Origin of the sequence: Streptomyces sp. NPDC101191 (assembly GCF_044767915.1) — a bacterium.
Lineage (GTDB): Bacteria > Actinomycetota > Actinomycetes > Streptomycetales > Streptomycetaceae > Streptomyces.
Map to the genome: position 1 here is coordinate 213,855 of NZ_JBIWOU010000001.1, position 12,599 is coordinate 226,453.

Here is a 12,599-nt window from a genome sequence, read left to right on the forward strand (position 1 = left end):
ACCGGCCGGGGTGTGACCGCCGGGGGCGATGGATCCGAGCAAGCCGTATCCGAGCGACTCGGGCACTGCGAGTGCATCCCACAGGCGGCCGGCAGGCAGCAGGGCGACGCCCGATTCGCTCAGCCTCCACTCCTTCAGGCACGTGACGGGGTCGTCACAGGCAGAGGCCAGCCAACGGGTCGACCACCAAGAAGAGAACATCAGCCACCTCACGCCAGAGCATCACGGTGAATTGGTGACTATTCCGGAAGAAAACCGTTGCAGGGAGGGAGGCGCACAGTGGCGGATTCGGTCGAAGGCCTCGTATGACTAGTCAGAGGTTGTCGGAATCTGCATCTCAGCTGAGGACGACGCTGGGGGCTCCGCGCGAGCCGGCCGGGTCCACGACGTGGGGGGGGGACGGCCGGAACGGCAGGCCCCCGGTCGGTCCTGCCTAATCGGCGGACCTCCGGTCGCGACGCGCGGTGCGGAGTGAACGGATCTTCCGAACGACCCAGGCGCCGGCGGAAAGCAGCACGGTCGCGGTCAGATTGCCGAGCACATCGTTGAGGACGAAGTCGCACAGGACGGTCCGCATCATGTCGGTCTCCGGAGCTGGGAGGTGGCGAATCGGGTCCGGTCCGACTGTGTGAACTGATTGGATATGTCCAGTGCCTGATCGGACGTCGCCCCTGGTCGGCGCGGTGGGGTGGCTGGACATCGCTGGACTGGGCTGGACAACCAGGAGAGTGCGGATGCCGCGGAAGAGGCAGTTCGTCCAGCGACCGAACGCCAAGGAGCTGGCGGAGTTCGTCGTCCGCATCACCCGTCCGCGTTCGATCAAGGACGTCCACGAGCTCATGGGTTCGCCCAGCCGGGCGACCTGGGCGAAGTACATGAACGGCTCGGCGATCATTCCGAGGAGAACGCTCGGCGCCCTGGTGAAAGCCGTGAGCGGGACGGACAGCCACAGACTCAGCGCCCTCCTGCGGGAGGCGTCCCTCCTCTGGAAGGCCGCTGACGACGAGTCCCGACGCCCGGAGGAGGACGGTGGCGAGTCGGCCCTGGTCCGCCTCCACGAGCGGCTCGCCGAGGCGATGGAGGGCAGGCATCGCGCCGATCTGGCGGCCGCGAAGGCGAACGCGACGGTAGGCACACTGCGGGACATGGGCGCCCTGATGGGGGTCGTGATCGACTCCACGAAGGCACAACTGCGCATGGCCACGGACCGCGAGCGGTTGGGGCTGAAGCAGCAGCTCGGCGAGGCAGAGCGGCGTTCCGAACGGATCGCCCAGGAACTCGCGAGGGCGCGGAGCCGCCGGTACACGGCGGAGCAGGCCCGGCAGGCCCTGGCCAAGGAGATGATCGCAGCCAGAGAGGAGATCGCGCGGCTGCAGCACAGCATCGCGCGGATTTCGGTTCCGGACCTGCCCGCCATGGCGCCCGTCGCCCTGCTGCCGGCACCGGCGGTGGTGATGGAGGTCTTGGACGAACGGCTTGCGGTCATCGTCAGTGAAGGCCACGAAGCCGACGAAGAGGTGGCGGACCTCGCCGAACTGGCGAACCTGGAACCTGGTGCCTTCGTCAAGCCGCGCAGCATCGTGGGCGAGGTCGTCGACCCCCGGGATCCGGAGCCCGCACCGCCTCCGGACAACCACAGGAAAAAGGCTGCCCAGCCCCTGGACGCAACGGCCTCGGGACCCGGGAGACCGGTGCACGACAAGCCGCCCGGCAGTCTCCGGCCGCACGGTTCAGGCCTCGTCGCGGCGTGCCTTGTTCTGGCAGCAGTGCTGGGAGGTTCGCTTGCCGCTGATACCCCACGCCCCAAGGATTCGGTGCACGATCCCTTGAGCGGGAGCAACGCAGATCCGCTGACCATCGGCGTTGCGATCGACGCCCCTGGACTCAGCGACACGAGCACCGGGAGGTTCCAGGGATTCGAAGCGTCGATGGGCATGTCGCTCGCTCGGAACCTCGGTTCCGGGAGCGCAAGTCCGCGCTTCATGGCCCTGACCTTCGAAAAGCGCATGTCGGCATTGCGGACGGGGGAGGTGGACATGGTCATCGCCCACGTCGAGATCACCGACCTGCGGCGCGAGGAAGTGGACTTCGTCGGCCCCTATCTGAGGAGCTATCACGGGGTTCTGACGAGAAAGGGGGACAAAGGAATCTCCTCCTTCAAGGATCTGGCGGGTCGGAGGGTCTGTACGCGCCGGGGTTCCACAGCTCAGATCGTGCAGCTCAACGTCCATGACACGCCGATCGAGACCCTGCCCGGGCTCGGCGAGTGCGTCGTGGCCCTTCGCCGCCACGAAGTGGACGCAGTCGTCGACGCACAAGTGGACCTCTACGGCTACACCGAGAGATACGACGACATCGAGGTGCCACCGGCAGTCACGGACGGCCGACCCGCGGGCTTCTTCGCCGTTGCCCTCCCCAAGGGAACGCCCGTCGCCTCCTGCAAGAGGGTCTACCGTGCCCTGCAGGAGTACGTGCGCACACGGTGGTCACGAGATTTCGAGTCCAACCTCAAGAAGGCGGTCAAGGCGTTCCCCACCACATGGAACGCGTTTGCCCCCTCCGAAGGCGACATGAACCGGCACTCGTCCTGCACCGCTCCCTGAGCCGTACCCGCGCAGTGTGGCGAGAGGCTCCGCGTGCCCCGGTCCGCCCCGGGGCACGCACCATCCGTGCGTCGTTCAGTCGCAGCAGTCGCAGCAGCACTTGCACGGGTTGCAGCAGCCCGTGCCACAGCCGTCCCCCGAGCCCCCGCTGGAACCGCCAGAGCCGCCGGACCCGTGACCTCCGCCCCAACCTCCGGAGCCGCCACCCGAGTTACCGCCACCCTGCCCGCTGAACCAGCCGTCGTTCCCGGAACCGTCCCGGCCGGAAGCATCCCGGTTCGATCCGCCGTTGCGGTGTCCGTCGCCGAACTGCCAGGGCTCCCCGTCGCCCGAGTCCGCGTCGTCGCCACAGCGGCAGCAGTTGAAGCACAGCCCGCAGTCTCCGCACAGCCGCTGATGCTCGCGACACCGTCGGCACTCCCCCGCAGACGGCCGGCCCGACGCCGTCGGCGCACCCTCGGGGGCCACGCCCGTGAGGGCGCCCACGCCGCAGGCCGCTCCCGTAGCGGTCTCCGAGGGCTCTTCCGTCGCCGTACGGCGACCGAGCCAGGGCAGCATGCGCCGGCTCCGCTCCTGGTGGTCGTGCCGATGACGGCGATGCCGCGGGTCGAAGACGCGGTCGACAGCTCGCTCCAACTCGCCGCCCAGCAGCGCCCGTACCAGCCGCCCGTCGACGAAGACGGCGTCGGACAGGGAAAGCCTGATTCCGTGAACGGCGTCGTCGCACAGTCTGCGCACCTCGGCGCGGTCCGCGCCGGTAACGGCGATCGGGTTCCACGCGCCCGACGCCTCGTCCGCGTCCAGGTCCTCCACCGCGTCCAGGAGATGGGCCAGTCGACCGAACAGGCGGCCGGCCTCTGCCAGCGGTTCCACGTTGTCCGGGCGGTCCGTGAGTACGGCGGTGTACGCGAACGCGGCTGCGGTCGCCGTTTCCGTGGGCTCCGTGACGGTGAGCAGCGAGTCCCCTCGGCCGGTCGCCCGCTCGATCTGCGGTTGACGCTCGACCGCCTCGACCAGCACCGAGGTGTCAAAGCCGAGTCGTTCGCCGCCCGCGGCACCCGCACGGTCCCAGCCATGGGCGATCCGGCGTGCCGCCAGCGCCATCGGGCGGTTCCCCAACAGGCCGTCGCCGTCGGCCACATGGTCACGTATCTTCGCTGCTGCGAGCACGAGCGACACGGTCGCCGCCAGCCGCGCGCCCTCTCCCTGTGCCACGTCCGCCGACCGCATCCCGCGCAGCGGGCACGGGCCGGCCCCGCGCCGCCAGTCGCCGGAGCGCTCCGACTGCGCTTCGGTCAGCACCGAGACGATCAGGCCGTCGTAGTTGGTGGCCACCCTCGCGAACTGCCCGTACTCGCCGCGCAACGCGAGGCACAGCCCACACAGGTGCGCCATCCACTCGGTGCGCATGCCCTCGCCCAGCCTGTGGCGGCATGGCCTGATGATTCCGAACATCGAAAATCTCCCCCGTGGAACAGCTACCCGAACACTTCCGGTCGGACGGCTCACGGGTGAAGGACCGAACCACTGTCACGACCGTCTACGACGTCAACCGCATGCGCCGCCAACGCGCGGTCGCCATCCTAGACGGGTCCGTTCCGAGAGGCCGTTCTGACGTCAGGGGCCGACGTCGACCACGCCGGCCCCCTTCGCCGAAGACCTTCGAGCCGCTACAGGGGCGACGAGGCCGTCTTGGTCGTCGTGGTGCCGTCTTCGTCCTGGACCTCGGGCGCAGCGGGCTGTTCCGGAACGGGCGGAGTACGGACCAGCAGCGCGACCAGCACGGCCAGCCCCCCGAGCACCGCGCCGATACCGAACCCCCACCGGATGCCCGCGGCCAGGGCGTCCGTCGGGTCGGCGCCACCGGCCGCTGCCGTGGCGGCGCGTCCCGACATGACGCTGATGACCAGGGCGGTGCCGGCGGCGGCCGCGACCTGCTGGAGGGAACCCAGGATGGCGGAGCCGTGGGGGTAGAGGTGCGGCGGGAGTACGGACAGGCCAGAGGTGAAGACGGGGGTGAAGACGAACGCCATGCCGGCGCTCAGTGCCACGTGAAGGGCGAGCACCAGCCACGGCGAGGTCTGCTCACTCGTGAGGGCGAACAGCGCCAGGCACAGCGCTGTCAGTGCGGCGCCGGGGACGACCAGCCGTGGTGCGCCGAGGCGGTCGTAGAGCTTACCGACCTGAGGTCCGAGCAGGCCCATGGTCAGGCCACCGGGGATGAGGAGCAGCCCGGTCTGCAGCGAGGTCAGACCGCACACCTCCTGCAGGTAGATCGGCATCAGGATGAACGCGCCCATGAGCGCCATGAAGGACAGGCACATCAGGCCGAGGGCCACGGAGAAGTGCCGGAAGGTCAGAGCTCGCAGGTCCAGCAGCGGTGTGGACGAGCGCTGCAGGGCCAGCTGCCGCCAGGTGAACAGACCCACCAGTACGGCACCGACCAGGGCCGTGGCCTCCGGGGGGACGAACGCCGGGGCCCCGTCACCGGCGCCGAGGCCGCTCAGGCCGTAGACCAGGGCGCCGAAGCCCGCTGCCGCCAGAGGGACGGACAACCAGTCGATCGGGCCGGCCTGCGGCTCGCCGATGTTGACCAGTTTGCGCTGACCGACCAGCGCCATGGCTCCGGCGATGGGCAGTACGGCCAGGAACAGCAGGCGCCAGGACCCCAGCTGCAGCAGCACACCGGAGACCGCGGGGCCGAGGGCGGGTGCGACGGAGATGACGAGGGTGATGTTGCCCATGACTCGACCGCGGTCCTGCGGGGGCACGAGGGTCATCAGGGTCGTCATGAGCAGCGGCATCATGACCGCGGTGCCGCCGGCCTGGACGACGCGGGCCACCAGCAGCACGGGGAAGGCGGGCGCTGCCGCGGCCAGCGCCGTGCCGGCGAGGAACAGCGCCATGGCCAGGCCGAAGGCGGTCCGGGTCGTCACGCGCTGGAGGAACCACCCGGTCACGGGGATGACGACGGCCATGGTGAGCATGAAGGCCGTGGACAGCCACCCGGCGGCGGCCGCGCTGACCTCGAAGTCGCGCATGAGACGCGGGATCGCGTTGACCATGATCGTCTCGTTGAGGAGAACGACGAACGTGGACAGCACGAGGATCCGCAGCACGGCGGTGACACGGTCGGGTGAGGGGGCGGGTGTTGCGTGTGGTGCGAGCATGGCGCCTTCCGTCATGTGAGTGTCCTCCGCACGTAGCAGGTCACACCGACAGACCGCGGCGCCAGGAAGAACTCATCGGTGTCCCCCGATCCTGTCGGCGCCGCCGCCCGCGCTCAAGCCATTTTCCGTCCCTGTCCGGCCGGAGGCATGGCTTCCGCCGCAGGCGGCTGCCGAGACCTCGACGATCTCCGTTCCCGGCCGCAAGGTCTGACGATCGGGACCGGCCAGTTCACGAGGGACCTTTGGCGCGAGAGGCCACTTGGGCAGCGAAAATGCAACTTCGACATCGCCCGCAGAGGCAGCTACCTTCACCTGGCCTTCGGCGATCGGCCCACGGTCGCACAGGAGTTCAGTCCGACGGAGCCGCCCGCGACGGGGCGAATCGGTCACGCCCGACGAGCCCTCGCCCGTGCGCAAGCCACCGAAAAAGCGGGCCCACAGCAGGCCCCCACCAGGAAGAGAAGCATGCCCTATCTTGCGCTGTACACCTTCGGCGTCCTGAAGTCACCTCTCGCCGATCCTGGCCCTCTCACGCGCGAGTTCTACGAAAGCGGTGAGGCCGTCTACCGGACAATCAGTCAGCACCCCGGGTACCTCGCTCACGCTGAAGCGGCCGACGCTGACCGGGGCGTGCTCTTCGATGCGGACTGGGGTGCATGGGGAGAGTTCGCCGTGCCGACGTGGTACGGCAAGGGCCGCACGGCGGAAACCACCGCCCTGGCCACGACCCTCTCGCTCTGGACCGACCTGCGCCCCGCCTTCGACGCCATCTACACCGGTGTCCACCGCGAGGCGCTGAACAGGCGTTACGACTGGTTCGAGCGGACAGGACACCCGAAGCACGTGTTCTGGTGGGTCTCTGACGGCGCGACACCCACCTGGCAGGACGGCGTTTCCCGACTGGAGCACCTCCACGACCACGGCTCGGCGCCGCGTGCGTTCACCTTCCACCACTCGTTCTCCCCTGACGGAACTCCGGTGAAGGTCAGCGACGTCAGTCCCAAGAGCGACCAGGTCCGCTGACAAGGAAACCTGAGCGGCCGGGTCCGACGCCAGACGGCCCGATCGAATGACGGAGACGGACGCGCCTGTGCTGTCGACCCCCGCAGGGCGGCGGCCACGCGGTCGCCGCTCTGCCGGGCCCGGGAGTTACCGGACGGTGATCAACTCGATGGCAACCTCGGGCCCTTGAGGACATGAGCGCCCGACTTCCCAACGGACGGCGGTGGCGCCGAGCGTGGTGATCAACGATGGATAGGCTGTGTGCATGTCACGTGCACGCGCCATTCTCTTAACCGCCCTTGTCGGGATCTCCGCCCTCACCGCCTGCTCCTCCGGCACCCACCCGTCGGATCCCGGTTCGGGGACACAGCAGAACGGCGACGACCCGGCCGCGGCTGCTCCTGCCCCGAAGCCGATCACGAAGGAGCTCTCCCAGGCCCACATCACGCAGGCCTTGCTGGGCAACGGCGAGACCCTGCCCGGCTGGACCCTGCACGGCGACAAGTCAGTGACCGAAGGGCAGTACTGCAACGGCGCGAGCGAGGCCGACTCCGCACCGGCCGGCTGGATCCGCGGCGGCGACTCCTCGTACGAGTACAACGGCTCCACGATCAACATGGCGTTCATCCACATCTGCGTCTTCACGTCGGCCGACGCGGCGCACCGCCAGTACACGGAGTGGAAGGGCACCGAGACAAGCAAGCAACAGGTCCCCAAGAGGCCTGTGGGCGACGAGAACACCCTGGTCGTCAACCCCGGCGCGAGCGAGGACTCCGTCTACGGATACGTCCGTTCGGGCAAGGCCAGCATCGAGGTGCGCATCGAAGGAGGCGCCGCAGGCGACCCTTCAGGCGCACAGGCCATGCTCGCCGCGACACTGAAGCGCCTTCAGCAACTCCAGGACGGGCACCCCGCCACCGTCGCAGCCTCTGACGAGCAGGCCGCGGCCCGGCAGTAGGCGCTGTGCCGACGCCATGACTCGGATGCGCCCCTGCCGCAAAGTTGCAGTGGGCCGCTACCTGAGTGCGAGGGGCGGTCGCGGCCGGGATCGCGGCCACGACCGCCCCTGTCGTCGCGGCGCCCAAGACGGCCACACGCACTCGGTCCAGTGAACTGAACATGCGCGGTACAACGACCGTCCCCGTGCGGTTGCCCTCCGTCAGCCGCGGTGCCGTGACCCGGCCCGCCGCTGGCGCGGGGCGTCGTAGGGCGGACCTCGTGCAGCCTTCCGCCCCCTGGCGGGTCGCCGCATCCGCCCACGCGTTTCCGCAGAAGAATCGGGTAGCGCACAGCCTCACACACGAACGGGCGGGCCGAACGTGATCACGAACGAGAATGCGTCCACCCCCGCGGCGCACGACCCCGGCCACGGATCGTCGGACTCGCTCAGCGACCATGGGTGGACTGTGGCTCGAGACGGCGGCCGCCCGGAGGGCAGCGCCTGCCCGCACCTCTCGACCGTGTCGGGGACACCTGGCCCGAGACCACGCGAAGTCTGCGAAGAGTGCCTGGCTCTCGGACACGAGTGGGTTCGCCTGCGCTGGTGCATGACCTGCGGCAACGTGGGCTGCTGCGACAGCTCTCGAGGCCGGCACGCACACGAGCACCACGTCCGCACCGGCCACCCGATAGCCCTCTCGCTCTCCCCCGACGAGTCATGGGCATGGTGCTACGCGGACGAGGTGTTCCTCGTCGAGGCCTGAACGCCGTCCGCGCGCCGGCACGGCGACCGCCGGCGGCCGGCGGCACCGACTCACCGGCGCCGCGCACGGAGGCGCCGCCACGGCCGGAGGAGATCCGCGGGAACGGGCACGAGAGCCAGGAGGACCCGGCGCCGGCGCCGCATACCGTCGGAGGCCCGAGGCCCCTCGCCGCATACCGTCGGAGGCCCGAGGCCCCTCGCCGCATGCCGTCGGAGGCCGTCGAGGCCCGGCCGCCTGTCACCGCATGCCCTCGGAGGCCGTCGGAGGCCCGGCCGCCAGTCACCGCGTGCCGTCGGAGGCCATCGGAGGCCGTCGCCGCATGACGTCGGAGATCGGAGGCAACGCGGACGCCCGATCCGACGTCTGCCAAGCGGAGAACGAACCAGGTGGACCGACCCCCACCGCGTGAAGGGAGCCTGCTGGTGCTCATAGGACTGCTGACCGCCGTCGCCGCCTCGATCTGTTACGGCACAGGGTCCGTACTGCAGGCGGTCGGCTCGCGCAGGTCCGCCCGGCGTGAGGCGGCCGCGGCGGGCCAGGTCACCCAGCACGGCGGGCCCAGCCTGTCGTCGACCGCGAAGGCCGCGATGACCTGGGAATTCATCGTCGGCACGATCCTGGACTTCGTCGGCTTCGGCCTCGGCGCGCTCGCTGCCCGCATGCTCCCGCTGTTCCTCTCCCAGACGGTGATCAGCGCCAACCTGGTCATCACGGCGGTCCTCAGCGTGAGACTGCTCGGCATCCGGCTGACCCGCGCGGAGTGGGCCTCGATCGGTGTGGTCTGCTCGGCCCTGGTGCTGCTGGCGAGCGCGGCGGGCCCGGAGGGCAGCGGGCGCACCCCGATAGCGACCCACTGGTGGCTGCTCGCGGTTTCCCTGCTGCTGATGGTCGGTGGCACGGTCCTCGTGCGGATGCTCGGGGCCCGCGCGGCGATCCTCGCGGGCCTTCTGTCGGGGCTCGGCTTCGGCGCGCTCGGGGTCGGGGTCCGGATCCTGAACGGCATCGATCCCTTCGATCCGGGCGCGGTCCTGACGGACCCGGCGCTCTACGCCATCCTGGTGGCCGGCATCGGCGGTATGTACCTGCACACGCTCGCGCTGCAGATCGGCTCGGTGAACGGGGCGACGGCGGCGCTCGTGGTCGGTGAGACCGTGCTGCCGGGGATGATCGGTGTGTGGTGGCTGGGTGACGCCTCACGACCGGGCTTCGCCTGGCTGGCCGTCCTCGGCTTCGTGCTCGCGGTGACGGGCGCGGTGGCGGTGGCGTGGTTCGGCGCCCCGGAGAGCCACGGGCCGGAGCCGGAGGGCGTGCCGGAGTCCGAGGGCCTTGAGGAGTCCGCGCGCGTTCCGGAGCCCGCGCGCGTGCCGTAGTCGACACATCTGGACCCGCGGCCCCGAGGCGCCGCCGCTCAGGCGGCCCGAGCGCCTGCGGACCCGCAACGGCGGCCTGCGGGGGCGCGCGCCGCTGTTCTAGCTGTACTCGGCCGACACGTTGGTGACACGTAGCCGTCGGTAGTTGATCAAGGGAGGACCTCCGGGCGTAGTGGAGATAGCCGTCTTCACTCACCTCGGAGGTCCTGGTGGCCCACGCTAATGCCCGGCTCACCTTTCACGGCAGATGCCTGCTGGTGCGTCGTGTCGTCCTCGACCGGCGTCCGGTCGCTCACGTCGCAAAGGAGCTCGGTGTCTCCCGCCAGTGCGCCCATCGATGGGTGAGCCGATACCGGGCCGAGGGCTGGTCCGGGCTACACGACCGCAGCAGCAGGCCGCATCGCTGTCCGACCCGCACACCTGCTGCCGTCGAGCGCCGGGTAGTCAAGGCCCGCCGCACCCTGCGAACCGGACCGGACGCCTTGGCCGAACACACCGGCGTTCCCGCCCGGACCATCAGCCGGATCCTCCAGCGCCACCAGATGCCGCCGCTGGCCGCCTGCGACCCGCTGACGGGCCAGATCATCCGTGCCACCAGGGCCAGCGGCCGACGCTACGAACACCCCCGGCCCGGCGACATGATCCACCTGGACGTGAAGAAGCTCGGCGAGATCCCTGCCGGCGGAGGCCATCGGGCTCACGGCCGCGGCGAACGGCCGGGATCCCTGCGGGGTCTGGGCTACGACTACGTCCACGCCGCCGTCGATGACCACTCACGCCTCGCCTACGCCGAAATCCTCGCCGACGAGAAGGGCACCACCTGCGCAGGCTTCCTCACCCGCGCAGCCGCGTTCTTCCAGGCTCACGGCATCACCCGCATCGAGCGGGTCATGACCGACAACGCCAAGAACTACCGGCTCTCGCGCGACTTCCAGTCCGCCTGCCAAGCACTTGGCGCACGGCAGAAGTTCACACGCCCGCACTGCCCGTGGACCAACGGAAAAGTCGAACGCTTCAACCGCACCCTGCAGACCGAATGGGCCTACCGGAAGGTCTTCACCAGCAACGCCCAACGGACCCGAGCACTCGCGCCCTGGCTCGACTTCTACAACACTGGCCGCCGACACACCGCGCTCGGCGGCCAGCCACCGATCAGCCGACTGTCACCAACGTCATGACCGAGTACATCTAGCGCGGCGCGCGGAGCAGGGCGGCGAGGGACGCCGCGAACTCCACCGGATCAACGGGCAGGGTGACCACGGCGTCGGCGTGGCTCCACGTGGCCAGCCAGGCGTCCTGCGGACGTCCGATCAGGAGCAGGACCGGTGGGCACTCGAAGACCTCGTTCTTGATCTGCCAGCACACGCCCATGCCGCCGATCGGAACCGCCTCGCCGTCCAGCACGCAGGCGTCGATACGGCGGGTGTCCAAGGCCTGCAGCACCGCGGGCAGGGTCGCGCACTCGACGAACCCGACCGGCGGAACATCGGACGCGGGGCTGCGGCCGGTGGCCAGCCGGACCTGTGCCCGGGTGCCGGCGTCGCTGCTGTACAGGAGGACTGAGACGCTCGACGGCATCGTTTCTCCGGCTGCGTGATCGGCCGTGCCGAACCGGAGCCTGCACCTGCCTGGCGGCCTCCGGAACCTGGATGTTCAAAATTTCATAAATCGGGTATTGGCGCATGTTCGGCACTAACCGGACGCCTGCTCCCTTTCGGTGAGCAGGCGCCCGACACGGCACGGCGGTGAGACCCGATGACCCAATGCAAGACCCCCGACTATCGCACCGGCCATCGCGGCCGGCACTGGACGCACGCCTTGCGCTGTGCACAGAAGACCGGAGCCGTCATCGTCACCGACGAGACCGAGGAGCCGGTGGCCTATGCCCACGAGGCCTCCGGGCCCGGCCGCTTCAGGCCCTGGGTCACCGAGAAGGGCTCCCGGTACGACAGCCACGACGTCCATCCCGAGTGGTGACGAACGGACCGCTCCTCACCGTCAGACCGGCCTCCACGAGGGCGGGTGCTCGCGGCAGGGGCGCCGGTGACCACGGCGAACCGGCGGCCCCGTCTGCCGTCCGCCGTGGTGGACGCTGCCGGCCGGGCCGTCCGGAACTGTCCGCGGGCGAAATGTCACCCACGGCCACATGATGGAATCCCTGCAGCTTACGGAGGCTGATGCATGATCCAGATCGCCGATATCCGGGAGTGGCGCGAGCACGACGTCGTCGATGCGGACGGAAAGAAGATCGGCACGCTCGAGTCGGTCTACGTGGACACCGCGACCGACGAGCCGTCGTTCGCGACGGTGACCGTCGGCCTGCCCACCCGGCACCGACTCGTCTTCGTACCCATCGGCGAAGCCACGGTCGGCCCTGGCTACCTGAAGGTCCCCTTCGGCAAGTCCTTGGTGAAGGACGCCCCGGCCATCGACACGGACGGGGTGCTGGCGGCTGAGAGCGAGCCGGACGTCTTCGCGCACTACCAGCTGGAGTACCAGCCTGGTGCCGGTGGCGAGCGGCGTCTGGCCAGGCGCTGAACAACGGGAGAGGCCGTCATGATCTGGGTACTGCTGCTCGTTATCGCGGCGATCGTGCTGGGCATCGTCGGCGCCGTCGCGGACGGGCTCTTCTATCTCCTGGTCATCGGCGTGGTGGTGTTCGCGGTGGCGCTCGCGCTGGGGGCCGCTCGATTCCGGCGCGCCGGGCGCCGCCCGATGCGTTAGCGACGGACGCCGAGCCCCGCTCGTCAC

13 protein-coding genes are annotated in these 12,599 nt (G+C 69.8%); 9 read left to right on the top strand and 4 right to left on the bottom strand.

Features of this window, described 5'->3' with window-relative positions:
- Positions 1-433: 433 nt before the first annotated feature.
- Positions 434-580 (bottom strand): hypothetical protein, encoded by a 147-nt coding sequence (locus ACIRQF_RS00960; protein WP_404087727.1) that lies wholly within the window; start codon positions 578-580, stop codon positions 434-436.
- 154 nt (positions 581-734) lie between these two features.
- On the opposite strand from ACIRQF_RS00960, the gene ACIRQF_RS00965 reads away from it, so the two are divergent.
- Positions 735-2,603 carry a transporter substrate-binding domain-containing protein gene (locus ACIRQF_RS00965; protein WP_404087729.1) on the top strand — a complete coding sequence of 623 codons (1,869 nt, stop codon included), beginning with the start codon at positions 735-737 and terminating at the stop codon, positions 2,601-2,603.
- 75 nt (positions 2,604-2,678) lie between these two features.
- Here ACIRQF_RS00965 and ACIRQF_RS00970 read toward each other — a convergent pair whose 3' ends face one another.
- Positions 2,679-4,058, bottom strand: a complete 1,380-nt coding sequence (locus tag ACIRQF_RS00970) for a DUF5685 family protein (RefSeq protein ID WP_404087731.1) — start codon at positions 4,056-4,058, stop codon at positions 2,679-2,681.
- Between the two features lie 215 nt (positions 4,059-4,273).
- Positions 4,274-5,788 carry a DHA2 family efflux MFS transporter permease subunit gene (locus ACIRQF_RS00975; RefSeq protein ID WP_404087733.1) on the bottom strand — a complete coding sequence of 505 codons (1,515 nt, stop codon included), beginning with the start codon at positions 5,786-5,788 and terminating at the stop codon, positions 4,274-4,276.
- A gap of 450 nt (positions 5,789-6,238) precedes the next feature.
- Between ACIRQF_RS00975 and ACIRQF_RS00980 the strand changes: the two genes are divergently transcribed.
- The 5 genes from ACIRQF_RS00980 (at position 6,239) to ACIRQF_RS01000 (ending at position 11,026) form a co-directional block, all read left to right on the top strand.
- Complete coding sequence (locus ACIRQF_RS00980; RefSeq protein WP_404087735.1) at positions 6,239-6,796, top strand: DUF3291 domain-containing protein; 558 nt, start codon at positions 6,239-6,241, stop codon at positions 6,794-6,796.
- A 244-nt stretch (positions 6,797-7,040) separates the two neighbouring features.
- Positions 7,041-7,733, top strand: coding sequence for a hypothetical protein (locus ACIRQF_RS00985; protein WP_404087737.1), 693 nt, complete (start codon positions 7,041-7,043; stop codon positions 7,731-7,733).
- Between the two features lie 502 nt (positions 7,734-8,235).
- Positions 8,236-8,478: a UBP-type zinc finger domain-containing protein gene (locus ACIRQF_RS00990; RefSeq protein WP_404087738.1), complete on the top strand. Its 243-nt coding sequence runs from the start codon at positions 8,236-8,238 to the stop codon at positions 8,476-8,478.
- A gap of 422 nt (positions 8,479-8,900) precedes the next feature.
- Entirely contained in the window at positions 8,901-9,848 is a 948-nt protein-coding gene (locus ACIRQF_RS00995; protein WP_404087740.1) for a hypothetical protein, read from the top strand.
- A gap of 209 nt (positions 9,849-10,057) precedes the next feature.
- A complete protein-coding gene (locus ACIRQF_RS01000) occupies positions 10,058-11,026 on the top strand; it encodes an IS481 family transposase (RefSeq protein WP_404087742.1) in 969 nt (322 codons plus the stop codon).
- Between the two features lie 10 nt (positions 11,027-11,036).
- Here ACIRQF_RS01000 and ACIRQF_RS01005 read toward each other — a convergent pair whose 3' ends face one another.
- Positions 11,037-11,426 carry a hypothetical protein gene (locus tag ACIRQF_RS01005; protein ID WP_404087744.1) on the bottom strand — a complete coding sequence of 130 codons (390 nt, stop codon included), beginning with the start codon at positions 11,424-11,426 and terminating at the stop codon, positions 11,037-11,039.
- A 177-nt stretch (positions 11,427-11,603) separates the two neighbouring features.
- On the opposite strand from ACIRQF_RS01005, the gene ACIRQF_RS01010 reads away from it, so the two are divergent.
- The 3 genes from ACIRQF_RS01010 (at position 11,604) to ACIRQF_RS01020 (ending at position 12,572) form a co-directional block, all read left to right on the top strand.
- Positions 11,604-11,825, top strand: a complete 222-nt coding sequence (locus ACIRQF_RS01010) for a hypothetical protein (RefSeq protein WP_376633950.1) — start codon at positions 11,604-11,606, stop codon at positions 11,823-11,825.
- A 204-nt stretch (positions 11,826-12,029) separates the two neighbouring features.
- On the top strand, positions 12,030-12,386 hold the full coding sequence (locus tag ACIRQF_RS01015) for a PRC-barrel domain-containing protein (RefSeq protein WP_382484270.1): 357 nt from the start codon (positions 12,030-12,032) through the stop codon (positions 12,384-12,386).
- A gap of 18 nt (positions 12,387-12,404) precedes the next feature.
- Entirely contained in the window at positions 12,405-12,572 is a 168-nt protein-coding gene (locus ACIRQF_RS01020) for a hypothetical protein (RefSeq protein WP_376633947.1), read from the top strand.
- Positions 12,573-12,599: the final 27 nt, after the last annotated feature.